17 protein-coding genes and 4 pseudogenes are annotated in these 24,839 nt (G+C 61.5%); 6 read left to right on the forward strand and 15 right to left on the reverse strand.

Features of this window, described 5'->3' with window-relative positions:
- Position 1: 1 nt before the first annotated feature.
- Positions 2-2,056: a hydantoinase/oxoprolinase family protein gene (locus NG696_RS12105; RefSeq protein ID WP_252575528.1), complete on the reverse strand. Its 2,055-nt coding sequence runs from the start codon at positions 2,054-2,056 to the stop codon at positions 2-4.
- 448 nt (positions 2,057-2,504) lie between these two features.
- Here NG696_RS12105 and NG696_RS12110 point away from each other — a divergent pair, with 448 nt between their 5' ends.
- Together NG696_RS12110 and NG696_RS20970 are read left to right on the forward strand one after the other, a co-directional pair.
- Positions 2,505-4,421: a hybrid sensor histidine kinase/response regulator gene (locus NG696_RS12110; RefSeq protein WP_252575530.1), complete on the forward strand. Its 1,917-nt coding sequence runs from the start codon at positions 2,505-2,507 to the stop codon at positions 4,419-4,421.
- Positions 4,418-5,059 (forward strand): response regulator, encoded by a 642-nt coding sequence (locus NG696_RS20970; protein ID WP_252575532.1) that lies wholly within the window; start codon positions 4,418-4,420, stop codon positions 5,057-5,059. The genes NG696_RS12110 and NG696_RS20970 overlap by 4 nt, the downstream gene beginning before the upstream one ends.
- Positions 5,060-6,110: 1,051 nt before the next feature.
- Here the strand turns inward: NG696_RS20970 and NG696_RS12120 are convergent.
- Positions 6,111-6,500, reverse strand: a complete 390-nt coding sequence (locus NG696_RS12120) for an integrase core domain-containing protein (protein WP_374211218.1) — start codon at positions 6,498-6,500, stop codon at positions 6,111-6,113.
- On the opposite strand from NG696_RS12120, the pseudogene NG696_RS12125 reads away from it, so the two are divergent.
- Positions 6,424-6,739, forward strand: a pseudogene (locus NG696_RS12125) (integrase core domain-containing protein); the annotation flags it as partial. The gene NG696_RS12120 and the pseudogene NG696_RS12125 overlap by 77 nt on opposite strands.
- A 501-nt stretch (positions 6,740-7,240) precedes the next feature.
- On the opposite strand, the pseudogene NG696_RS12130 reads toward NG696_RS12125, so the two are convergent.
- The 3 genes and pseudogenes from NG696_RS12130 to NG696_RS12140 all read right to left on the reverse strand — a co-directional run bounded on the left by NG696_RS12130 (position 7,241) and on the right by NG696_RS12140 (position 10,208).
- Positions 7,241-7,806, reverse strand: a pseudogene (locus tag NG696_RS12130) (recombinase family protein).
- Positions 7,807-8,391: 585 nt separating this feature from the next.
- The gene (locus NG696_RS12135; RefSeq protein WP_252575534.1) at positions 8,392-8,727 is read right to left on the reverse strand and encodes an IS1096 element passenger TnpR family protein; all 336 of its coding nucleotides are present in this window, start codon (positions 8,725-8,727) and stop codon (positions 8,392-8,394) included.
- Positions 8,724-10,208 carry an amino acid permease gene (locus tag NG696_RS12140; RefSeq protein ID WP_252575536.1) on the reverse strand — a complete coding sequence of 495 codons (1,485 nt, stop codon included), beginning with the start codon at positions 10,206-10,208 and terminating at the stop codon, positions 8,724-8,726. Before NG696_RS12140 ends, NG696_RS12135 begins: the two co-directional genes overlap by 4 nt.
- 476 nt (positions 10,209-10,684) lie before the next feature.
- Between NG696_RS12140 and NG696_RS12145 the strand changes: the two are divergent.
- Positions 10,685-10,855: pseudogene (locus NG696_RS12145) on the forward strand (glycogen debranching N-terminal domain-containing protein); the annotation flags it as partial.
- An 18-nt stretch (positions 10,856-10,873) separates the two neighbouring features.
- On the opposite strand, the gene NG696_RS12150 reads toward NG696_RS12145, so the two are convergent.
- Positions 10,874-11,209, reverse strand: a complete 336-nt coding sequence (locus NG696_RS12150; RefSeq protein ID WP_252575540.1) for a hypothetical protein — start codon at positions 11,207-11,209, stop codon at positions 10,874-10,876.
- Positions 11,210-11,718: 509 nt separating this feature from the next.
- Here NG696_RS12150 and istA point away from each other — a divergent pair.
- Positions 11,719-13,185: pseudogene (gene istA, locus NG696_RS12155) on the forward strand (IS21 family transposase).
- Positions 13,182-13,913: an IS21-like element helper ATPase IstB gene (gene istB, locus NG696_RS12160; protein WP_252575541.1), complete on the forward strand. Its 732-nt coding sequence runs from the start codon at positions 13,182-13,184 to the stop codon at positions 13,911-13,913. Before istA ends, istB begins: the two are co-directional and overlap by 4 nt.
- A 1,409-nt stretch (positions 13,914-15,322) precedes the next feature.
- Here the strand turns inward: istB and NG696_RS12165 are convergent.
- The 9 genes from NG696_RS12165 to NG696_RS12205 all read right to left on the reverse strand — a co-directional run bounded on the left by NG696_RS12165 (position 15,323) and on the right by NG696_RS12205 (position 24,736).
- On the reverse strand, positions 15,323-16,912 hold the full coding sequence (locus NG696_RS12165; protein ID WP_252575543.1) for an aldehyde dehydrogenase (NADP(+)): 1,590 nt from the start codon (positions 16,910-16,912) through the stop codon (positions 15,323-15,325).
- 132 nt (positions 16,913-17,044) lie between these two features.
- The gene (locus tag NG696_RS12170; protein WP_252575545.1) at positions 17,045-17,287 is read right to left on the reverse strand and encodes a hypothetical protein; all 243 of its coding nucleotides are present in this window, start codon (positions 17,285-17,287) and stop codon (positions 17,045-17,047) included.
- Positions 17,284-17,787, reverse strand: a complete 504-nt coding sequence (locus tag NG696_RS12175) for an ester cyclase (protein WP_252575547.1) — start codon at positions 17,785-17,787, stop codon at positions 17,284-17,286. Before NG696_RS12175 ends, NG696_RS12170 begins: the two co-directional genes overlap by 4 nt.
- Entirely contained in the window at positions 17,784-18,335 is a 552-nt protein-coding gene (locus tag NG696_RS12180) for a flavin reductase family protein (protein WP_252575548.1), read from the reverse strand. Before NG696_RS12180 ends, NG696_RS12175 begins: the two co-directional genes overlap by 4 nt.
- 93 nt (positions 18,336-18,428) lie before the next feature.
- Entirely contained in the window at positions 18,429-18,956 is a 528-nt protein-coding gene (locus NG696_RS12185) for a flavin reductase family protein (RefSeq protein ID WP_252575549.1), read from the reverse strand.
- A complete protein-coding gene (locus NG696_RS12190) occupies positions 18,953-20,254 on the reverse strand; it encodes a flavin monoamine oxidase family protein (RefSeq protein WP_252575550.1) in 1,302 nt (433 codons plus the stop codon). The genes NG696_RS12185 and NG696_RS12190 overlap by 4 nt, the downstream gene beginning before the upstream one ends.
- Positions 20,255-20,298: 44 nt before the next feature.
- Entirely contained in the window at positions 20,299-21,699 is a 1,401-nt protein-coding gene (locus NG696_RS12195; protein ID WP_252575552.1) for an LLM class flavin-dependent oxidoreductase, read from the reverse strand.
- Positions 21,700-22,036: 337 nt separating this feature from the next.
- On the reverse strand, positions 22,037-22,687 hold the full coding sequence (locus NG696_RS12200; protein ID WP_252575553.1) for a TetR/AcrR family transcriptional regulator: 651 nt from the start codon (positions 22,685-22,687) through the stop codon (positions 22,037-22,039).
- A gap of 21 nt (positions 22,688-22,708) precedes the next feature.
- On the reverse strand, positions 22,709-24,736 hold the full coding sequence (locus NG696_RS12205; RefSeq protein ID WP_252575555.1) for a CocE/NonD family hydrolase: 2,028 nt from the start codon (positions 24,734-24,736) through the stop codon (positions 22,709-22,711).
- Positions 24,737-24,839 lie beyond the last annotated feature (103 nt).

Genomic DNA, 24,839 nt, shown 5'->3' on the forward strand with positions numbered 1-24,839 from the left:
ATTAGGCTTCCTGCTCGTCTTTGAACTCTGTGAGGTGGATCCGGATGTTGAGCCACTCGTCGATCTCGGCGGTGGTGCGCGGGGGCACGACCGTCGTGGAGTCAAGCTGGTCGATGATGGCGGGACCTTGGAACGTCGCGCCGGCGCCGAGCTTGGTGCGGTCGTAGACGGGCGTATCGACCCAGCCGTCCTCACCGAAGTACACCGGCCGGACCGAATCGGGTTCGCCGGGCTCTGAGACCCATTCCGTGGCCGGAGCGAAGGAGGGCTTGGGCGTCTTGCCGACAGCGGAGAGCTGCAGCTGGTAGATTTCCACGGGCTGGTCATCCTGGCGGAACGCAAATTCGCGCTCGTGCTGCTGGTGGAAGCTCTGGATGGCTTCTTCCAGAGCACCGTCGCCGGTTCCCATATTCACGGCCAACGAACGCCACTGTCCCTGGTAGCGCATGGAGATGATCCGCTGCAGGATCGAATTCTCCGCGGATACGCCTTCGTGGCGGAGCCGGGCGGTGGCCTCCGTTTCGAGGGCCTTGTACTTGCTCTCCAGGTCTTCCGGATCGGCGTCGGCGGCAACGGCCGTGTACATCGCGGACAGGTCGTGCCTGATATCCACCAGGAGGCAGCCCAGTGCGGACGTGACGCCGGGGTTGGGCGGTACGACGACGGTGGGAATGTTCAGTTCCCTGGCAACCTCTACGCCGTGCAGGGCGCCGGCGCCACCGAAGGCGAGCAGCGCGAAGTCGCGGGGGTCATAGCCGCGGCGGATGGAGATCAGGCGGACGGCGTCAGCCATGTTGGCGTTCGCGACTTGGAGGATGGCGTGGGCGGCCTCCTCTTCGTTCATGCCCAGCGGTTCAGCGATGGCACGCTTGATCACGGCCTGCGAGAGCCCGCGGTCCAGCGTCTTCGCGCCGCCGGCCAGGGTGGATCCGAGCCTGTTCAGGACCACGTTGGCGTCGCAGTTGGTCGGCTCTTCGCCGCCCATGTTGTAGCAGGCGGGTCCCGGATCGGCACCCGCGGACTGCGGGCCGTTGCGCAGCGAACCGGCAATGTCAATGTGCGCAATCGAGCCGCCGCCGGCGCCGATGGTGAGGACCTCGATGCTGGGAAAGACGATGGGGTGGCCGTATTCGACCTGCCATTCCTTGGTGATGCGGAGCTCACCGTCGGAGACCAGGGCAATATCGGTAGACGTGCCGCCCATGTCCAGGCTCACGGCGTTTTCGAAGCCACACTGCTGGGCGATGTGCTTCGCCGCGATGGCGCCGGCTGCGATTCCGGACGCTGCGAGGCGCACGGGGTAGCGCTTGACCATGCGGGGGGTCATGGAACCGCCGCCGGAGTGCAGGAGCAGCAGGTCGCCGTCGTAACCGCCGGTTTTGAGCTCATCGGCGAGGCGGCTGACGTAGCCGGACACCAGGGGTCCCAGCACGGCGTTGGAGACGGCGGTGTTGAAGCGGTCGTGCTCGAAGATTTCGGGCAGGATCTCGGCCGAGGTGGAGACCGTGGCTTCCGGAAGTTCCTCTTCCAGGATTTTCCGCATCCGGATTTCGTGCTCGGCGTTGGCGTAGGAGTTGATGAAGCAGACGGCGATTGTTGTGACGCCGCGCTTACGGAGCACCGCGGCTAGACGGCGGGCTTCTTCTTCGTCCAGGGGAGCGACGATGTTGCCGGCGTAGTCAATACGTTCGGTCACCTCGAACCTGTCGCGGCGGCGGATGTAGGGGCCGGTTACGTCGTTGTAGGCGTCCCAAAGGTCGTCTTTGGTACCGTCCCGGATCTCGATGACATCCCTGAACCCCTTTGTCGTGACCATGGCTGCGGGGGGAAAGTTCCGGGTAATCAGGGCATTCGTTGCTACCGTGGTGCCGTGTGAAAACAGCGACACGTCTGCAAGGTTAATCTCGGCGCGTTCCACGCCGCTCAGTATCGCCAGCATGGGGTCGGCCGGGGTCGACGGGACCTTGGTGACACGCATGCGTTGTGTTTCTTCGTCGAAAATGCAGACGTCAGTAAATGTGCCACCGACGTCGACGGCGACTCTAAGATTGGACATCTATGTTCCTCCAGGATGCTGCGGATTGGGTACCACTGGTTGACCCGCCCCGCCGGGTCCTTTCATTCCTAATTCTTCAGCTGATCCATGTGGCACACATCGGCCGGTTGCAGCTCCAAAGGAATGATCTTTTTCTGACCAAAAGGATGATGCCGCTGCGGCCGCGCCTAAATTCGAGCCTGACGTGCCCGCGGCTTTGCCGGCACCTCGTATCACTGGAGTTGGTTGCCTCCGCACAGCTACGCGCGCAGCAGGGCCCGGGTTTCAATGCTTAAATTGTCTGTTGGCTCATGTCCGCGTCAAAGCCGCCCACTGAAGCGCTTCCGTCCAGTAGTAGTACCGGATCACGGTTCTCCGCTGGTCAACCACCGACCTGCGAGTACGGATCAGGCACTCGTGACAAATGGGCGCCTGCTCATGAACTATGCCGTTGTGAAAGACTGTTGCCGTGAGTTCCGCAGAAGCCCTCAGCAGGCTGAAACAAGGCGCCTTCGACGCGGCGCCGCTGGCGACTGCCATCTTTCGCAGGGAGACCTCCGAACGGCTTGTGTTTCTTGGAGGCAACAGCGAATTTGGTTCGCTCGTCCAGGGCAACGCTAGTCCCAACCAAGGCACAGAGGGGGAGCTCGGGGCAGCCCTTTCCCGGCTGGTAACCGCCTCACTTTCCACTACGTCCGACCCCTTCACCGTGGTCGTCCACCTGGGTGATCATCTTGAAGCCTTCCGTCCGCGGGTCAGGCCGTTCCGTGTGCCGGGGGATCCGGCTGAATACTTGGTAGTCCAATTGACGGCGCTTAGCGAGCAAAACTCTACGGAACGTGATCTGCATTCAACGGTCCGGCAACTCAAAGATCTTCTGGATAACTCGACTGCGCTGATGTACATCAAGGACCTTGACGGGAGGTACCTCATCGCCAACCACTACTACGCCCAACGCTTTGGCGTCAGCTCGGAATCAATCCTCGGTCTTACCGATTACGATCTGTTCGCCAAACCGATCGCAGACCATTACACGAAGAACGACGACATGGTGATCAGAACCTCCACTTCTATCGAAGTCGAGGAACCCCTGGTGACCATCGGCGACCTGACTGACCCGGACGAAGACAGCCGCTGGCTCTCCATCAAATTCCCTCTCCTCGACGACGCGGGCAACCCCTACGCTCTCGGCGCGATCTCCACCGACATAACCGACCGCAAGCGCGCCGAGAGGGCAGCCCGCGATGCAATGCATGAGGCAGAACGTGCCAATCGGTCAAAGAACGAATTTTTGTCCAGGATGAGCCATGAGCTGCGGACGCCGTTGAATGCCATCCTTGGATTCGCCCAGCTGCTTCAAAACCTTCCACTCAGTCCCACGGCAGCCGAAAGTGCCCGTCATATTCTCGACGCCGGCAACCATCTGCTGTCACTCGTAAACGAGGTCCTGGACATCACCTGGATCGAAGCCGGGGCTCCTGGCATCGCCACGGCACCTGTGCCTGCCATTGAATCCATACACCAAGCTCTCCAACTCATGCGCCCGCTCGCGGCTGCGCAGGACATCGAAATCGCCAGCGATCTCCATGGCGCCCTCCACCTCTACGTTCTAGCTGACACACAACGGCTCCGGCAGGTCTTCCTCAATCTGCTCGGAAACGCGGTGAAGTTCAACAGCGCGCAGGGTGCAGTCCGCGTCTGGTGCGAACTCAGAGAGGGTTCCCTTCGATTCTTTATCATGGACACGGGTCCCGGGATGGCCGAAGCCGATGTCCAGCGATTGTTCACACCCTTCGTGCGACTACCCCAGTCCGCTGAGGTCGAAGGGTCCGGCCTAGGGCTGGCGCTGTCCAGGAAGCTCGTCGAAGAAATGGGGGGTGTTCTGGGCATCGAACACACTGCTCCCGGCGAGGGCTCGACGTTTTTTGTTGAGATGCCTCTTGCGTCGGCTCCAGAAGCTGATGCCATAGCGCCCATGCCGGCTGCGGGAACCTTAACCATCCCTAGTGGAAGCGATGCAACAATCCTCCACATTGAAGACACGCACGCAAATATTCGCCTGGTGGAGAACATCATCGCGGGCATGGGTGGGCTAAATCTGATCTCCGCAACCAGCGGCGAATCAGGAATTGCTCTGGCACAAACAGCGTCGCCCCAACTCATCCTGCTCGACCTGAACCTCTCCGACATGTCGGGGGTCGAGGTCGTGAAACAGTTGCAGGAGGACGAGCGCACAAGGCAGGTCCCGGTCATCATTATCTCCGCAGATGCCACTCCTGCCCGCATCGCAGAGCTGCGCGGTATAGGCATCTTGGATTACCTCACCAAACCTTTCGAAATCGACCATTTCGCGCGCACGATCCGCAGCGCATTGGCGCTGCCGTGAAGATCATCAACGTATTCATTGCTGACGACCACCCCGTTTACCGGGAAGGCCTCGCCCAGAATTGGGAGGGCGTGCCACAGATCAACGTCATAGGCTCGGCAGGGGATGGCAAAAGTGCCCTCGAGGCCATCCGGCAGTTGAAACCCGACGTGGCCGTCATGGACCTGAAACTGCCCGAACTCGATGGCATGCAGGTCCTGGAGTTGCTGTTCGCGGAGGACTCGCCCACCAGTGTCCTCGTGCTAACTGCCTACATGGACAGTACAACCGTCTACAGGGCCTTGACTCACGGCGCTCGGGGATTCCTCGAGAAGGCAGCATCGTTTAGTGAGATCACGGAAGCCGTCCTGCAGATTGGCGCCGGCGGAACCATCATCGCCCCCTTTGCGCAGGATGTTCTTGCTCGGGAACTCCGTACTCGCCAGAACACAACCGAAAAACCAATCCTGACCTCCCGCGAAGTCGAAATTCTCCGTCTAGCGGCCGATGGGCACTCCGGCCAAAAGATCGCCAGTGAACTCCACATCTCCCTAACGACCGTCAAAACTCATTTACAGCACATCTACGACAAACTCGACGTCTCCGACCGGGCCTCCGCCGTCGCGCAAGCCATACGCCGCGGCTTTCTTCACTGGTAGTTACAAGTGGGGACAAGTCCGTCCGTTGCTGCCGGCAATGCCAACGCCTTGCACTCGAAGTACTGCGCATGTACAAGGCGTCCTTGCCGAAGACCACTACTGCCGATGGGCCGCCATGAGATGCCGGCGCAGCAGGACTGCGCCGTCTTCGGCTGAGAACTGGGCCTCTGCACCGCACGCTTCCCCCATAACCTGCTGCCCGGGGGTTGGGTGGATTCGTGCTGTGGAGTTGCGCCGGTTCTGCTTACTTGATGATGTAGAGGAAGGCATGGGTGGCAGGGCTGGGATTGAAGTCACTCCAGGGACGTATTCATCCCGGGAGGGTTCGTCAGCGATCGGGAGGCTCACCGGGGCGGGACGGCGGGGCGCGGTCCGGGATGGCAGGAGTGTGACGGCGAGGTTCTGACGAATCAGATCGGTCGTGAGGTCGATGGCCATGATGGCTTCCTCTCTGAAGCGATCAACTAGCCAATAAATTTGAACGTTGCGTTTGTTTTGTGACGTGAGGTCGGGAACTTGTGGTCCCGTCTCTCTTACTTACTCAGGCCGCGGACAACGTAGCGGGTGGCCGTGTTTCTGACCCGGATCCCCAGCAGAAGGGACAGCCGAGGAAGTCGAGGGAGGAGCGGCAGGCCGGGCAGTCCTCAGGATTCAATTTCTGGTTCGGTCGTACTGACCGTAGGCTCTCAGTGGACGGCTGACGGTCACATCCGCTGTTCACTAAAGCTATCCGCTTCATGACAAGCCTCCTGATGCTGCAGAAGTGGTGACTGGTTGACCCGCCCCTCCGGGTCCTTTCATTCCTAATTCTTCAGCTGATCCATGTGGCACACATCGGCCGGTTGCAGCTCTAAAGGAATGATCTTTTCTGGCCAGAAGGATGATTCCACTGCGGCCGCGCTCACCTTCGACGAGGGCGCGGCTGGTGATCTCATTGGGGCCGCCGTCGCCGCCCCACATGCACGGAAGCATCTGCTTGAACCGTCCGGGGAAATCATGCCGCCCGTTTGTTGGCGGCGTCGTCGGGTAACGAGCCGGTTTGTAGATCATATTATGTCTGCTCAAATTCCTCTGGCGTCTGGTGATCCAGGGCGGAGTGCAGGCGTTCGTTGTTGTACCAGTGGACCCACTCGAAGACGATCTCCATCACGTCGGTTTCGGTCTTCAACGCCCCGCTGCGGAACGGTGAATCCTTCGCGACGGCCTCGTTCTTGAACAGCCCCATCACGGTCTCGGCGGCGGCATTGTCATAAGCATCACCCACGCTGCCAATGGACGGCTGCAGGCCCTCCAGGGCCAGGGTGTCCGTGTAACGGATCGAGGTGTACTGGCTTCCCGCATCGCTGTTAAGCCGAATTCGGCTTAACTCCGTCCGCGGAACGCAGTACACGTCCCGGGAAATGAGTGTCTGGTGCACCGGTAACGGCATCCGACAGTCCATGGGAGCCACCGGTGTGCTGGGACAATGCCGTGGCCGAATCGGCGTTCTCCTCCCTGAAAAACGAGTTCTACCACCACCACAGCTTCACGACCCGCCAGGAGGCCCGGCGCGGAGTGATGAAGTACATCGAAGTGTTCTACAACCGCTGGCGACCCCACAGCAACAATGACGGCCTGCCGCCGGCCACCGCAATGGCGGCCTTCACGCCAACCGCGGAACCGCTTCCCGCGGCTGCCTGACCAAAAAGAAACTACGCGACTGTCTCACATCCTTGACACACCTCAGTCAGACTAGTTGGCGAGATTGACAACCCAGTTGGCGAGCCGAGGAGCGCGGCCGAAACGGGAATTCGGGTGGCCCTTTGGCCAACGGTGCGGGCAGCTGACCCAGGAGAACGCGCCTGTATGAGCAGATCCCGAGCGGCTCGCGTTGCCACTAGAATTGGCGAATAGTTCGTTCCGATGGAGTTCAGGGTTGGTCTGCGTCGCCGAGGCCAAGCGGCGACGCGGTCCAACGCGCACCATTCGCGGCTCGCGTGACCGATCGGAACCGGCGATTCCCTAACTCGCTGGCAAGATTCGCCAGATCATTTGGCAAATCGCCAACAAGGCTGGCAATCCACAGTTCAGGTGCATGATTCTCGTCCAATGGGAGTCCGGATGTATCGCCGCTAATGAGATTCCGGTCAGCCCAACGCTTCGCGGCTCGGCAAGCCGCTTGTGCCGGTAGGGGAGGGGGATTCACTCCAGCTTGGCGTGGCGCAGGTACTGGTAGACCGTTTCCCTGCTGATGCCGTAGTCGCGGGCTAGGACAGATTTTGGGATCCTATTGCCGCGCGCTGGACCAGTTCCGCCGCCCGGTCCGGAGTGAGGGTCTTTTTCCGCCCTTTGTAGGCGCCGCGCTGCTGGGCCAGGGCGATGCCTTCCCTTTGGCGTTCCCTGATCAGGGAGCGTTCGAATTCGGCGAAGGCTCCCATGACGGAGAGCATGAGATTAGCCATGGGGGAGTCCTCGCCGGTGAAGACCAGGCTCTCTTTGACGAACTCCACCCGCACGCCCTTGCGGGTCAGGGTCTGGACGAGAGCGCGTAAGTCATCGAGGTTGCGGGCGAGCCGGTCCATGCTGTGCACAACTACGGTGTCCCCGTCGCGGGCAAACCGCAGCAGTTCCGTGAGCTGTGGCCTGGCTGTGTCCCTTCCGGAAGCCTTGTCCATAAAGATCCGGTCCAGAACCTGGCCGTCGAGCTGACGTTTCTCGGTTTGGTCCAGCGTGCTTACACGCACGTACCCGATCCGCTGTCCAATCACCGGCGCCTCCACCCCTCGACCTGTCAATCTGAGTTATAAGCTCTTATCGGACAACAGTCAAGACGCCATGACTCCTGGTGGGCTTGCCGGTCCGGGGCCGGAACGGCCCCATGAATGGATCCGGAGCAGGGCTGCGTCTTCTCTGGTATTCGTGCCTCAAGATCGTGAGCCAGCTAAACTGGAATAGGCGTCGTGTGCAACTATCAGCCTGCTTACTTTACGTAACGTCCGTTATCGGCGTTCGGAAATGGGTGGGGGATTAGGCGCAAAGGGGGTCCTTGTCCGTTCTCATTCCACATGTCAGTTTTCGCAATGAACGTGTCAGTGTACGGATTCTGGGAGATTCTCAATCTAGTTGTCAGCGTGGCGTGTGTGGCTTCGAGGTCCCTGCCGGCGAATGTCACTGACTCGACGAGGGTTCTCGCGCGTTTGGGATGGGCGCATGCTGGATGAGCCTGTGTTCTCCGCCTTGGCGGCCGGTTAGAGTTTGTGCAGCCTGTCCATTCCTTCTTTTCCTGGCTTGGTGGCGGCATCGAGTGGCTGGTTTAAGGCCTTCCCCAGCCCCGCTGCGAGCCCGTCAACGATTTACGGAACTGACAAAATGAATGAGAAAGAATCTGGCAGATTTGTCTCATCCAATCTGTCAGTTCCCACGTCACGACTGACAACTAGATTGAGAACGGACAGTCCTGCCATAATCTCCTCGTAGCCGGGAAGTCCTCCGGAGTCTTCCAGCGGACCGCGCCGGGCGCCGTCGATCAGCCGTGCCGGCGGACTGTCTTCGTCCAACGGTCGGCGGGACATCAGCTCCATCCGGTGAAGCCAGCTGTCCCCCAAGTCGTATTCGTAGAATGCCAAGCCGGAAATCCGGCCGCCAGCGTGGCCAAAAGTGTTCAGGCTGGCGGCCGGGTCTGCGTTCACTGGTGGATGCCGTGCTCCACTTTGTCTTGGTCGATGTCGTGCACCGCCGCGAGTGAGTGGTCGATGTCACCGCCGGGCGCCGGCGCGTCGCGGCCCTTGAGGCCTCGACGAACGAGAGGCCAGAAGACGGCGAGCACGGCCACCGAGATGAGGCTCATCCACACCTGGGCACGGCTAGCGTCGTCGGTGAACAGCATCACCACGACGATGCCGGCGACCCCCACGACGGTTAGAATGCCCAGCCATGGGTGCAGCCACATTTTGAGTTTCAGGTTTGTGACCTCTTCTGGCGTCATTTTCTGGCGCAGCCGCATCTGCGTGACCGCGATGAATGCGTATACGAACAAAGCAACAAGACCGGCCGAGTTCATGATGAAGTCAAAGATCCCGGAGTCCGGGGCGAGGAAGTTCACCAGCACGGCTGCATAGCCGCCGATGGTCGACGCCAGTACAGCGACGAATGGGACGCCTGCCTTGGACTTCCTGGCCACGATGCGGGGCGCGAGGCCCTGTTCGGCGAGCGAGGAGAACATCCGTGCGGCCGAGTACAGGCCCGAGTTGAGGACCGAGCATACTGCGGTGAGGATGACGGCGCTCATGATGAGGGAGGCGCCTGGCAGGCCGAAGAGCCCGAAGATGTGGGCGAATGGCGCTTCTTCCTTCGGTTTCGGGAGTTCGTTCCACGGAACGATAGTCACGATGAGCAGCACACCGCCGACGAAGAACAGCAGGATGCGCCAGACCACCGTGATAGTGGATTGGCGGATGCCCTTGGCCGGGTTCTCGGATTCGGCTGCTGCCATGACGGCGATCTCGGTGCCGAAGTAGGAGAAGATCACGATCGCGACACCGCTGATGACCGGCCACAGGCCGTTGGGGGCGAAACCGCCGTGCGTCCAGAGGTTCGGGACCGAGAAGGTGGCGTTCGGCCACAGCCCGAGTGCGAAAAGGGTGCCAATGCCGAGGAACACGATGATCGCGACGACCTTGATGCTCGCGAGCCAGAATTCGACCTCACCGAAGGAGCGCGCCGATACCAGGTTTGTGGTGGTGAAAATGAGCATCAGAACAACGGAGAACAGCCACTGCGGGACTTCCGGGAACCATCCAGTGAGGATCGCACCGCCTACGACGGCCTCAAACGCGATGACGCCGACCCAGAAGTACCAGTAGAGCCAGCCGACGAGGTACCCGGCCCATTCGCCGAGGCCGACTCGGGCATACTCCATGAAGGAACCGACAGTCGGCCGCGCGGCCGCCATCTCGCCCAGCATCCGCATCGTGAGCAGCACGAGCAGCCCGCCGATCAAGTATGACAGGACGGCCGCGGGGCCTACCGCGCGGACGATGTTGCCTGAGCCTACGAACAGGCTCGCACCGATGATGCCGCCGAGCGTGATCATGGTGATGTGGCGTGAACGGAGCTTCTTGTGCTCCGTGCGGGGCACTACGGAGATTTCGGCCGATGTCTCTGGCGACACCGGTCTGATGCTGCGTTCTGGGTCTTGCATAGGTTTCTTGACTCCTAGATTGGGAGGGTTGAGGTGATGCCAAGCACAATTCCCTGCCAGTGTGCGCGGTGCAGCTTCCCAAGACTATGGATGGTCTGCACTGATTCCTTTGCTGCTCTTATACACAACGTACAATGCGCGATCAGAGGGCGCCCCTCCACTCCGTCCAGGGAAGGGACGCAGACGTGATCATTGGATGATAAGGAATACCCAGCGTCAGCGAGAGCTGATTCCCTGACGGCGTGGAACTTAAAGCACACTGCGGATGGTCAGTTCAAACTGCCGACCTGCGAAAGGGATGGTGTCCGACCGAACGGAGGTTTCCACGGGCCGGAACTCTGGCATCGGGGAGTATGCAAGAGTAGCGTCGGTTGCATAATCTGGCGGCGACCGGCGTGACTTGAGGGGCCAAGGCACGCTGGTGCCGGTTTCTTGAAGGGGCCGGGATGGCTGGATGGAATGCTGACACGGCGGCCGGTCCGTTAGGTTCCGGGGCGGTCACGTTGGTGGAAGGATCTTCTTTCTGTATTTCGTTGCCGAACGGGGACATCCATCCCGAACATCCGCACGGTCTCTTCGTCCTCGACACCCGGATCCTGTCCGGCTGGAGCCTGACAGGCCTGATAGGAACCGTCTCAATATAGTTGGCCATGCCGTATGCGGTGCCAGCGGCCTTGTCCGTCAGGGGGTGCCGCACCCTGCTGGACCACCACCTGCCCCTCGTAGTTCCGCTTGCCCTGCCGCGAGAAGAACGCCCGCACCGGAAGCGCTGGCTCAAGCCCCAGCGATGTCAGAGCCCCAGAAAGCGACGTATTCACCATCCGCCCGTCCAGGCGCGCCAACACACGGGCCTCGTCCGTCATGTTCGAAGGCAGCGACCTCAGCGCGGCAGCAGCAGCCGTGGTGGCCACATTAACTGAGACAAAACCCAGAAACCCGTAGATGGCCAGGTAAGTTGCGAAACTGGCCAACTAAATTGAGACTGGACACAGAGAGTGGCAAAAAGCCCGATCGGGGACCCCTCTTGGCCGCTTGACGTAATCTCCATTATCGGCATAAAAAGATGGCGGGGGGAGTAGAAGTAGCTGCGATAACTGTCCGTTCTCATTCCAGATGTCAGTTTTCGCATTCAGCGTGTCAGTGTACGGATTCTGGATAATTCTCATTTAAGTTGTCAGCGTCCCGTCACGGCATCGAATGGCAGGCTTATGGTGTGTGTGATCGACTATCTGTAGGCCGTTTCAGCCAGGAATTTGAGCCAAGTTGGTGGCTCGTTTCAGGCCAAAAGAGCGGTAAGAATCAGGCCAGTTTTTCCCGAAATCATGGTTTCGGGGGCTTGCCTGGATAGAGATCACCCGGCGGCCGGCGCCCTTCCCAGAGTGTCAGGGACATGGGCCCGCCACCCCCAGATAGGTTCCTTACGGCGCTGCCATTGCGAAGCGTATGCGCCGGAAGGGCTGGAAAGCAGATGACGGTACCCATGTCCGTACAAGAAAATATCAGAAGGCTGGACTCCCAGGGAGTCCCGGGTCGGGAGATCGCCCGGAGGCTCGGCGTTAGCCGGTCCTCGGTGACCAAGTACGCCGATCAGGAGAACTACTCCCCTGAACCGCCGGTGCCGCTGGCCCGGCGCGGGGCTTCGGTGCTCACCGGGTTCGAGCACATCATCGAAGCGTGGCTCACCGAGGACCAGCGCCGAAACCGCAAGCAACGGCATACGGCCAAACGCGTCTTTGACCGGCTCGTGGAGGAGCACGGTTTCACCGGCACGTATTCCCCGGTGCAGCGGTTCGTGAAGAAATGGACGGCCCGCAACAGGATCGCCGGGGAGGGCTTCACCGAGCTGGTGTGGCCGGCCGGGACCGCTCAGGTCGACTTCGGTCAGGCAGAGGCCATCATCGCCGGGATCCGGCAGATCCTGCACATCCTGGTGGTGACGTTCCCGTTCTCGAACATGCGCTTCGTCCAGGCATACCGCGGCGAAACCGCCGAATGCGTCTGCCACGGACTACGGAAGGTGTTCGAGCACATCGGGGCCGCACCGAGGCACCTGGTCTTTGACAACGCCACCGGCATCGGGCGCCGGGTGGGCGCCAAGGTCGTGGAGACGAAACTGTTCGGGGCGTTCAAACTGCATTACCGCTCCTAATCCCGCTACTGCAACCCGTACTCCGGGCATGAAAAAGGGAACGTGGAAAACGCGGTCGGGTTCCTGCGACGTAACCTCATGGTTCCCGAACCCGCGGCCTCCAGCCTGCATGCCCTGAACGAGGTGCTCATGGCCCGGTGCGACGCGCTGGCCACCACCACGCATTACCGCAAGGGCCTGCCGTTGGGCGAACTGTTCACCCACGACGTTGCCTCATCCCTGGCGTTGCCCGGGGTCGGGTTCGACCCGGTGCGCTACGAATCGCGCAAGGCCGACAAGACCGGGAACCTGCTCATTGACGGGAACACCTACGCCGCCGGGCCATCCTTCCATGGGCGAATGCTTACCGTCGGGCTGCGCCACGACGTGGTCCAGATCCTTGATGAGCACTCCGAGCCGATCCGGTCCTTTGACCGAGTGTTCGGCCGGCAGGCGACAACGATCTTCGACCCCGCATCCCTGGTCCCGCTGCTCGTGACCAAGCCCGGCGCATGGGGCCATTCCCCGTTGCGGGCCTTGGTCAGCGATCCGGTCCGCGACTGGCTCGATGCCGCGGCGCCCACTGACCGTCGCCGCCTGCTCAACGCCGTGGATGCCGCGTCCGGGTCCGCCGGCTTCGACGCCGCGATGGCCGCCGCCGACACGCTGATCCAGCGCGGGGATAACCCGGACATGGCAGCGCTGGGGATGCTCGCCCGCCGGTTGGCCCACGGCACCGAACCGGCCGCCGCCAACGTGGACCTAAGCGTCTATGACACCTTCACCACCCTGAACACGAGCACCGGAGAAGTCGCATGAACCCGATCACCGTCCAGGACATCATCGAAGCGGGCAAACATACCTCGCTGACCGGGAGCGTGTTGACCGAATGGGCCGAGAAGGGCACCCCCAAACAGCGCGAATACCTTCACGAGGTACTGATCGCGGAGCACGAATCCCGGCAGGAATCACGCCGTCAGCGGCTGCTGAAATCCGCGAGGCTGCCAGCCATGAAAACACTCACCGGATTCGACTACACCAGTGTCAGGTTCCCCGAGGACTACGGCCGCGAACCCCTCGAGTCCCTGGATTTCATCACCCGGGCCCAGGACCTTGTCCTCTACGGGGACGTGGGCACCGGCAAAACCCACATGGCCACCGCCCTGGTCGCGGCCGCCTGCCGGCAGGGCATCCAAGCCAGGTTCTTCACCACCTCCTCGCTGGTCATGATGCTGCGCAGAGCCAAGGACGAGGACCGGCTGGATAAGGAGCTCGCATCCCTGGCCAAAAACCAGCTGATCGCAATTGATGAACTGGGTTATTTGCCGATCGACACCGAAGGAGCCAGGCTCCTGTTCCAAGTCATCGCGGACGGCTACGAGAAACGCAGCCTCATCATCACCACCAACCTCGAGTTCTCCCGGTGGGGAACCGTGTTCGGGGACGACAACATGGCCGCGGCCGTCATCGACCGGCTGGTGCACCACGGACGGCTCCTGCAGTTCCGCGGAGAGTCCTACAGAGTCAAAAATGCCCTGATGAAATAGCCAAACAGCTGAAATGGCCTGGAACCGTGCCGAGGTGGCCTGATTCTTAGCGCTGAAATGGCCTACTTAAAGTTGACGAAACACACTTATGGCCTTTCAGCCGCCCCGCGAGCTCGTCAAAGAGTTACGGAACTGACAACTTGAATGAGAAAGAATCCGCCAGATTTCTCTCATCCAACCTGTCAGTTCCCACGTCGCGACTGACAACTTCACTGACAACGGACAATAACTCCTTGTCGATTGCCAAGGTAATTGGCCAATTGACACGATAGTTGGCCATTCTTGCCAAGAAGCTGGCCAGCACGGGCTCTACCCCAGCGGCCGAGACCACCACCACGTTAGCGGTGGTCTCCACGGCAGCCTAGACTCGACCTGTATCCCGCCGTCGTACGGATCCTCACCTTTGCGGTTGAGTACCTCGAGCTCTACTGGCCGATCACCAACGGCCACAAGGACATGCTTGTTCACCCACGCCCCGAGCAACGACGGGCTCTACACTCACCTGCGGCCACGCCTGGAATGGATCGGATCAGCCCCGGAAAGCTATCGGATCATCGATGGCGTCTTCGCCGCCCTGATAACAGCGCTCAGCCTCCGCGACATTGAGTTCCTCCCCCCAGTCCTGATGAACGAACCCCACGGCGGTTTTTGGCCAACTCCGCTGACAACAGGACACCGTCCGCGACCCCGAGATAGGCGCAATTCTCTTGGCCAACTACCTACTGCGCTGGCCAAGTAGGCTGGCAAGCCACACTCCTGTTCCATGACTCAACGGCATTTCCACAGATCAGGACCCGGCCAAGGAGTCCAAGGAGGGTGCACGCGCACGCTGCGGGCCCGGCATTTCGCCTTCAACTCAGCCGTGGCGGAGATCCACACGGTTTGCCCAACGGAGGTGACTTTGCCGCGTTTCGGCAGAAGCTGCTGCCCCAGGTCCGGAACAAAGTGGTCGATAGCGGCAAGCCAGTATGCCGTCCGCTTCGGCCACCGTCAATTCCACATGGAGCAACACCATGGTCCATGTTCTTCCTTCGTCTCGTTGTAGCAAAAGGAGTTTGGGTCGGAGAAGCCGGCTCGGGTTCGTCAACAGGCCCGCATCGGCAAAAAGCGCAGAACCGGGACGCCCATGCCGGCGCCCACGTTGTCGGATGAGTTGCGTGGTGACCAGATCAGCATCGTTGGCGGCACCCGGAACTGCCAGGGCTGTCCGAAGCTCCGGTCGCGTTTCGAGCTGTCCTGCGTCGGTCAGCCGGAAGCTCCAACGCCCCAAGAGCCGCCCCCCTGACACTGAGCGGCCGCGGGCTGCCGCATAACACCAGCTCCGGCGGAAGCGGGTTCGTCTGCTGCGGCTGAGTGAATACAACAACCAGCCGCCGGTCGATCCCGGGCCAAGGATTGCAGCGGTGTTTTCATTCACTGGGCGGATGTTCCGGTATTCCGTCAATCAAGCGGTTCAGTTTCCAGGAATTGGCGTCCCGCAGGGGTTCCGGAATGAGCCGCTGTGGGAAGTTCTGGTAGGCGACGGGCCGCAGGAACCGGTTGATTGCCATGGTTCCCACGGAGGTGGTCCGTGAATCGGAAGTGGCGGGGAAGGGGCCGCCGTGGACCATCGCGTGGCCGACTTCCACGCCGGTGGGCCATCCGTTGATGATGATCCTGCCGACTTTGCGCTCCAGCGCCGGGAGCAGCGCAGCTGCAGCGCTGTAATCCTCGTCGGTCAGGTGGACAGAGGCCGTCAGCTGCCCGTCCATCTCGTTCATGGCTTCGATCAGCCCAGAAATGTCTTTGTATCTGACCAGCAGGCCGGCTGCGCCAAAGATTTCCTCGTGAAGGCGACGGTTGCCGGTAAAGACATCGAGGGCGGCACCGAAGACGGCCGGCGCCGGAGCGTTGGCCGTGGTGCCCGCGATGCCACGGCCGATCAGACTGACATCGGTGAGCGCGCCGAGGCTCTCGACACCGGTCTGCCACGCCGCTGCGATTCCCTCGGTGAGCATTGTTTGGCCGGCGCAGGCGGCTACTGCTTTTCCGATGGCGCAGGTGAGTTGGTCGCCCGCTGCGCCATCCGGGACGAAAAGCAGTCGCGGGACTGTGCACATTTGCCCTGAGCTGCCCGTTAGGGCCGCGACGTACTGGTCTGCCAGGGTCTCGATGTCGTCATTGAGGACGCCCGGAAGAACAATGACGGGGTTGATTGAGGACATTTCGGCGTATACAGGTATGGGTTCCTGCCGGGCCGCTGCGATGCGCGTCAGCGCGGTACCGCCGGCCCGTGAACCTGTGAAGCCAACGGCCTTGATGGCCGGGTCGGCCACGAGAGCCTTGCCGATGCTGTTGCCAGGGCCGTAGACAAGTGAAAATACTCCAGGATGCAGGCCTAGGTCGCGGACGGCCTTCACGATGGCCTGTCCTGTGAGTTCGCTGGTGCCGGGGTGGGCGTTGTGCGCCTTGAAGACAACGGGGCAGCCGGCGGCCAAGGCGGACGCGGTGTCGCCTCCGGCTGTTGAGAACGCCAACGGGAAGTTACTCGCGCCGAAGACCGCCACCGGGCCGAGCGGAATCTGCCGCTGCCTAATGTCGGCGCGCGGCAGGGGGGCGCGGTCGGGCAGCGCCGAGTCTATCCGCACGCCCCGGAAATCGCCCCGGCGCACCACAGAGGCGAAAAGGCGGAGCTGAAGAGTGGTGCGGGTCCGTTCGCCTTGCAGGCGGGCGGCGGGCAATCCCGTCTCCGCTCCTGCCCGGAGGATCAGTTCGTCACCGATGGTTTCGATATTGGCGGCGATGGTCTCCAGAAGTAGTGCATGCTGCCCCGGCTCCAGGTTGCTGAAGGACTCAAAGGCGTCGGCAGCCGCCGCGGTGGCAGTTTTCAGCTGCTCCTCGGTGAGCAGGCTGTACCCGGGCTCCAACTGTGCATTGGTGGCAGGGTCGATGCCCCATGTTGTCCCGCTTTCACCGGGGACTATTTGTCCGCCGATCAGAGAATGTCCGGTGAGTGCCATCTTTTGTCTCCTGGCGATTGATAGTGGTGATTGGGCGGGCATGTCAGCGGTCAGGCAAGGCTTCGACAGGATCGTTACTCGGTCGGTGAACTGCGCATTGTTGTGATCCGGATCAGTTGCCCCAAGAGGCTGTCAGCAGGGATGCCGGTAGACGGCGAATCCGTCGGACTCGTGGATCATGATGCGTCCCAGCCCGTGGTCCTGGAGGATCCAGAGGACGCTGCCGTCCGGGGAACAGACGTCGACTTGGCCGGAGGTGGCCAGGTCGTGACGCCGGACTTCCACCGCATCGGTGCGGCGGAGCTCGCCCCAGTCGTGGACAGGATCGAGCGGAGGGCCTGGCTGCTGCTGGTGCGCACAGAGTGTTGTGCTCATTTTTGCCCTCCTGGCTCTGATTCCGTGCGCCGCTCGGCGGCGCGGGGTCCCCCGGCGAGTAAGGTCGTTTGGCTGTGCGTCCGCTTCAGTTCGGGGCCCAGGTGCCAGATGCCGAGTGCGGAAAGAAGTTCTCTGGGATCCCAAACGACCCATTCCTCGGCGATTTTTCCTTCATCGAAGCGAAGGAAGGACGCCCCAGTGACGGTGATGGCCCGGCCTGTAGCCGGGACATCCATGAACGTTCCCTGGTGGGTGCCCGTGCTCTGCCAGTAGATCGCGGCTGTTTCTTGGTCTTCAATGATGTGGTGAATTTCAGTGGCAAAATCAGGGAAGGCGGCGTGGGTGGCCTTGATGGTCTTCTGGAGGCTGGCGTAGTCTTCGCTTCCTGACTTGGACCTGCGGACGTAGCCTGGTGCGAGCAGCTGCTCGAACGAGGACAAGTCCCCCTCGCCCCAGGCCTGGTTCCAGGCATTGAGGATTGTTTCCCGCTTTGTGCTCATGATGCGCTCCTTGCGTGGTGCGGTACGGGGATTTCGATGGGCCGGAATTGGCCGAATTTTCCACCCCTGAACAGCAGGGCGTCGCCCGTTCCCTCTTCCATATTCGTCACGGCTCCGACCACCATGTAGTGGTCTCCGACGACTACTTCGGCTGTGACGACGCAGTCGATGTAGGCGGTAGCGCCGTTAAGGTGCGGGGTTCCGAGGGGGCCGGTGGTGCAGGGCAGGCCTTCGAACTTTTCAGGGCCCTTGCGGGACAGGGAGCGGCAGATGCTGATTTGGTCATCGGCGAGGATGTTGGCTGTAAAGTTCTGGAGCTTGCGAAGTTTGGGCCAGGTGGAGGACGACTTGTCGACGCAGAACATGACCAGCGGCGGCTCCAGGGAGAGCGACTGGAAGGTTCCGACGATTAGTCCTAGTTTTTCGTCATCGTCGTTGGTGCCGGTGATGGCCACGACTCCGGTAGGCAGCTTGCCAAGAATCTGGCGGTAGTGGGCGGGAGTGATACCGGCGGCGGGAGTGGTGTCCGTGGAGGGGGTGGTGTTCATATGAGTGTTCCTTCAATCACTTCAATAAGGGCAGGGGTCCGTCCTGGCCTCGCTGTGTTGCTGGACGGGGGATAGGACGGGAATGTCCTCTGGTTAGGAGGGCGGGTTGGCGCTGTTCTCGCGGAAGCTTCCAAAGCGGCCGCCGTGGAAGATGAGGGGAGTTCCCTCGCCGGGTGTCATTTCCAGCACGCTGGCGACGACGATCAGGTGGTCCCCGGCAACGATCTGCTGCTCTGTCCGGCAGTCGAACCAGGCCAGTGAACCGTGGATGAGCGGGGTGCCCCACTCGGATTCGGACCAGTTAACATCGCTGAGCTTGTCCTTGCCCTTCGATGACAGAGCACGGCAGACCTGCTGCTGGTCCTCGGAGAGAAGGCTTATGCCGAATCTGTCTGCCTCGGCGATCTTTGGCCAGCTTGTGGATGTGTGCGTGACGCTGAAGGTCACCATGGCTGGATCCATTGACAGTGCCGCGAAAGTGCCGACGATCATGCCGTTTTGGGTCCCGGTTAACGGGTCGGTGGAGCAGATCGCTGCCACTCCCGTGGGCAGATGCCGCATGACGGCACGGTAGTGGTCCGCGTTGATGATCGTGCGGTTGGATAGTGCCGTTGCGCTCATGACTGCACCTGGAGCTCTGCGTGGACGTTCCGGCTGGCGCGGAGACCGCTTTCGATGGCGCCGTCGATGAAGCCGGCCCAGATGTTTGCGTAGTCGCTGCTGGCGAGGTGAAGAGCACCTTCGCTGCGCTGCTGTTCCTTCAGGTATTTGGTCAGCTGCCCGGGACGCTGGATCAGCCAGGTCTCCTCTGAGTAGGGGTCGGCCATCCAGTCGTGACCGGTGACCTCGAGCACTTCAAGGTCGTCACGCCAGACCTTGATTGCCTCGGTGACCTGCTCCTGGTTGGTCACGTCAATTTTGGTCGCGTCGGCACCGAACCCCACGAGGACGGCATCGTCCTCGCCTATGAACTCAGTGCGAATCACCGACAGGGGCTTGTGCTGGGATGAGTAGGCGAAGAAGGGCTTGATCGGACCCTTTACCCGGATCCAGACCTTGACGCCTTGGGATGCGGTCCTTTCCAGGCTGGCCGCAACTTTTCCGGATGACAGCGCGGGCTCCACGTCCAGCTGGTGCAGCAGGTTCTGCGGGAGCGTGACAACTACCTTCCTGGCACGTATCTGCTGACCATCGCCGTAGGTGACGGTGGCGCCCTCGGCGTCATGGTGGACTGCGGTAACGGGGACCGCGGTGCGGATTTCGGCAACGGAATCGGCGGCGATGGCCTTCACGAGTGCGTCCGTTCCTTCCGTCAGGCGGAAGATCGCCGACGCTTCGTGCATCAGGTGCCAGTGGCCGGCCGACGCAGCGGTCCAGCGCAGTGCGTTGACGTAGGCGCACTGATCCAGGGGGGCGTTGAAGTGGCCAACCCATGCTGCTTCGTTGGCGTTGCGCTCGTCTTCGGGCAGGTCCAGCTTGTCCAGCATTTCCTGCAGGTTGTACTGGTCGACGTCCGCTAGGTCTTCGACCGTGAGCGGGGCGTCTGGCCGGGGCAACCACTTCATTGTGTCTTCAAGCACCCGGGTCATCCCGGGGCCGATCAGGTTCATGAAGTCTTCCAGGGTGCCGCGGCGCACTTGATCGCCGGCGAGCCAGAAGGTCTCCTGAGAACGTGGCCCGCGGGTCACGTCGAGTCCGTAGCGGGTGATTTCTGCCCAGGAGTGCGGTTGCGTCCAGTGCAGCCAGGTGCCGCCGATTTCCAGGTTCCGTCCGAGACGGTGATCGGTCCAGGTGCGGCCGCCGATGCGGTCCCGGGCTTCCAGGACGACGACCTGGTGGCCGCGCTGGGCGAGTTCGCGGGCGGTGATCAGGCCGGCGATTCCGGCGCCGATGACGACCACGTCTGTTTGTTCAGTCAAGGGTATCTCCGTTGATGTTCTTGAGTCGTGGAATGGGGGCGAATTTACTGGGGAGCGGGGGTGAGCCGTTGTGGGCGGTATGTGGTGGCGGGGTGGGCGCCTAGGGTGTGCTTGTGGCCGGGATAGAGTTTCTCGCGTAGGGTGACCGGTTCCTGGTTCTCGCTGCGTGCCGGGGACACGATCCCCTGGGCGCGCAGCTCGGGCAGTGCCAGATCGATGAACTCTTCCCAGCCGCCTGGTTTGGTGGTGTAGCTGAGGTTGATGCCATCAATGTCGCCTTCGTCGCGCCAGCGTCGCAGCTCCGCGGCGACTGTCAGCGGCGATCCGACGATCGTGGATCCGGTCCCGCCTATGGCCAGGAATTCGGCGATCTGACGAGGTGTCCAATCCCGGTCGGGGTCAGCTTTGGAGAACATGTCGACAATTGATTGGATGCCGCGGGTCTTGATGGATTTCAGCGGCGTGTCCAGGTCGTATGCGGACAGGTCAATACCAGTCCAGCCGCCGAAGCGCGCCAGGCAACCCTCTACGGTTGCATTCTGGCGGTACTGCTCGTATTTGGTCTGGGCTTCCTCATCGGTGGCCGCGACGACCACGGTGATCAGGGCAATGACCTTCACACTGTCCGCGTCGCGCCCAGCCTCGACGGCGGCCTGTCGAATCTTCGTCACGCTGCGCTTGGCTTGTGCGACTGAGGTGGTGTTGATGAAGACGGCTTCAGCGTGTCGGCCGCCAAAGGACATTCCCTTAGGTGACGCGCCGGCTTGGAACAGTACCGGGGTCCGCTGCGGTGAGGGCTCGCACAGGTGGAAGCCGGGGACGGTGAAGTATTTGCCGGTGTGGTTGATCGGGTGCACCTTGGCTGGGTCGATGTACTCGGCGGATTCGGCGTCCCGGACGACGGCGTCCTCCTCAAAGGAGGACTCCCAGAGCTTGTAGACGACTTCCATGTACTCCTCGGCTTTGTCGTAACGCTCGTCGTGGCTGAGTTGTTCGACCCTGCCAAGGTTGCGGGCCGCCGATTCGGAGTAGGAGGTTACGATGTTCCACCCGATGCGGCCTCCGGTCAGGTGGTCCAGAGTGCTGAACCTGCGGGCCAGGAGGTAAGGCTCCTCATAGGTTAGGGAGCATGTCACACCGAAGGTCAGGTGTTTGGTTACTGCGGCCATGCCGCTGATCAGCAGGAGCGGGTCGTTGATCGGGAACTGTGCGGCATCGCGCAGGGCAGCATCTGCAGAATCCTCGTAGACATCGTGGTAGCCGACGGTGTCGGCAAAGAAGATTCCGTCGAAGCTGGCGTCTTCCAGCATTCGGGCAACGCCAGTCCAGTACTCCAGGTCGGTGTAGCGGTGCCCCTGGTCGCCTCCGTTCCGCCAGGAACCGGACGTCAGGTGGGCTGGGGCCTGGACGTCGAAGGCGAAGAGGTCGAGAGGATTGTTTTTCATGTTGTGGCACTTCTTTCTACGGATTCCGGCCAGCGGCTGTAAGAATCTGAGTTCTTTTACTGCAGGGTCATTTAGGTCAGGTGCATTCGCTTTGGGCGGTTTAGGGTCAGACCGCTACCTGAATCCCTTCATGTCTCGTGAGGCGAAGCTTTATCTGGGTTGTCGCATTTCGTTCTTGGCGCCCGTCGTCTTTGTGGGCTGGTTTGTGGGGTCGTTGGAATTCGCCGTAACAGACGTTGTGTTGCAGCACATGCTCCTGCCGTGCGCGGGTCCTTACATCCGCCGGTCCTTGAGCAGATCGTTCCCTGCGTGAGGACCTGGCGGGTTAGCGTGAAATTCAGTTGATGTGAAGCTCCCGCTTCACGAAGGCAATCAGCAGTTCCCGTGCGCGGTCCACGGGGATGGTTGTCTGGCGCGAATAGCATTGGACGGCCAAGCCATCAGCCATGGCTGTGGTTTCGACTGCAAAGCGTGCAGGGTCTTCACAGCGGAAGACGCCTTCGTCGACTCCCCGTTCGGCGATCTCCTGCAGCGCCTTGCGCCAGGCAGCATAGTGGTCGTTCATCCATTGGCCATACCTGTCATCTCGGGCAGCCGCGGCCCAGAAGTCGAGCCAGATGAGCCAATGCCGTCGCGTGTTCTGGTCGGATCCGAATAGCCCTTCGAGGAAGAACACCAATCCTTTGCCAGGGTCCTCTGTGCCGTGGGCGGCTTCCTGAAGAGGCACATAGAAATCGGCTGTCTCAGCCTTGACCACTTCCATCAAGACTTCTTCGAGGCCCTTGAAGTGGTAGGTGATCGTGCCGGGGGACACTCCGCAGGTCTGGGAAATGTCCCGGATGACCACATTGAACAGGCCCTTGTCGGCAATCAGGTCACGTGCGGCATCGATCACTAGCTGACGGCGAACCTCGGTGGGATGGCGCTGACGCTCGCCGAAGCTCTTGGCCCGCGGCCGATCGGTTGGCTCTTGCGTGCTGATTGCCATAAGATCGTGCTCGTTTCGGTGCTAGGCGGATGTCCGGACGATCTTCTTGTCGAATGTTTTCTCGAAGAAGACCTCCTCATCCTTGTACGTGGTCACTGCATGGTGCAGGACATAATGCTCTGCCGTGGCGGTTATGGTGGCGCTTGTTTCAATTCGTACGGCCCAATCATCGCGTTCCATGCTTATTTTCCATTGCGATACGGCAGATGCCGACTGCGGATCGTCTTCGCGGATCCGGTAGGTCTCCAGGGCTTCTTCCCCGTAGTGCAGCCCATCAGGGTAGATGCGGTTGCCTCCAAAGTTCGGGTCGACGGTCAGGGTCCAGGAACCGGTCGCGGGCTCGTAGCGGACTTCGCGTTCGGGACGGGGTTCCTGTAGCGGTCCGGGTTGTATTTCCAGGGGCGCGGACTGTTCGGCTTCCTCGAAGGTAACGCCGGCTGCGGCGATGACGGCCGGATCCAGTACGTCGAGGCTCAGTTCGGAGCCTGCGGCGTCGATTGTCAGAGCCCCCTGCTCTCCGTGCGGCCAGATCCAGGGCCAGTACGTATTCGACAGCGCCAGGCGCAACTTGTGTCCGGGGGGTAGCTGCCAGGAGATCGCCCTGAATTCGATTTCGGCATCCACGAACTCTCCTGGAACAACGTCCTCGGCCCGGTCCATTCCGTTGCGTTTGGAGAGGTTGATGGCACCGCGGGTGATCAGCGTGCTGGAACCGTCCGGTGCCACGTCACATAGCCGGGCGAAGACGTTGGCGCGCGGCGTAGTGCTGCTCACGCGGAGCCGGAGCCTGGCGAAACCGAAAATGTCCAGGTTCCCGGTCAGCTCGGAAGTCTCGAACACCACGGAGCGTCCGTCTTCGGCCCGCTGGTCCGGCGGCAAGTCGGAAAGGTTGCCGTAAGGGAACCACCGTGCGGCATCGATGCCGGTGTGCTGGGGGGTTACTACGACGGCGAGCTGGTTTGCATCCGTCGCGTTGCTGCGCAGGGCGGTGGCCAAATTGAAGGAGGCGGTGTCCACCTGGGCTGATGGCCAGGCATCAAGGCCGATCCAGGTTCCGGTGCGGACCGGATAATTTGTGGCAGGGCGTACAGAATCTTGGTGGAGTGCGCGAAGCACGGGCTCGTCCATGATGCCGGTTTCGATGCCCTTGAGCCAGTAGTCCCACCAGCGCAGTGTTTCCTGCAGAAATCCAATGTTCGGACCGGGGGTGCGTGCGATGTCAGGGTATTGGTGGGACCATGGTCCGATCAGTCCCTGGGCCGGCGCGTCCAGCCCGTTAAGCAGACGCAGCACGGCGCTGCGGTAGGGATCTGCCCAGCCGCCGACAGCCATGACGGCAGCCTTGATCTTGGAGTAATCCTCGCAGACCGACCCGTGACGCCAGTAATCATCACGCTCCTGGTGGTCCATCCAGATTTCAGCAAATGGCTGCAGACCCTCCAGCCGCTCTTTCCACATGGTCTCCCATTGGCTGCCGACCCGCCAGGGTGCTGGCGGCCGGCACTGGAATGCAAGCATGGTTCCGGCCCAGGAGAGCATGTCGATGCCGAGCATGGTCCCGCCGTAATAGTGGACGTCATCGGCATAGCGGTCGTCGGTAGAGCAGACGGTGACGATGGCCTTGAGCGCTTCGGGCTGTTCGGCGGCGATCTGGAGGCCATTGAAGCCCCCCCAGGAGATGCCGAACATCCCGACCTTGCCTGTGCACCAGGGCTGTGCTGCCAGCCATTCGATAACCTCCACTCCGTCGGCCTGCTCCTGAGTGTGGTATTCATCGAGCATGACGCCCTCGGAGTCTCCGCAACCGCGGATGTCAACACGGACGGAAGCATAGCCGTGGCCAGCGTACCAGGGGTGGCGTTGGGCATCGCGTGGCGCGGTCCAGTCCCCGCGCCGGTATGGCAGGTACTCCAACAGCGCGGGTACCGGGTTTCCGGTGGCGTCGTCGGGGAGCCAGACGGTGGCTGCGAGCCGGGTGCCGTCGCTGAGCGGAATCAGGACGTTCTCCATGACGGTGACGTTATGAGGGAATTCCGTGCGGATTTTCAAGGGGTTCCTTCCTAGACTGCTGCTGGGGCTAGGCGGCTGACCAGCTCGGAGATGGGTGCGTGGCACTTGATGGTGTGGGTGGCGGAGGCCTGGATGGTGGGTG

This window comes from Pseudarthrobacter cellobiosi (assembly GCF_023913755.1).
In the GTDB taxonomy this organism is placed as follows: domain Bacteria; phylum Actinomycetota; class Actinomycetes; order Actinomycetales; family Micrococcaceae; genus Arthrobacter; species Arthrobacter cellobiosi.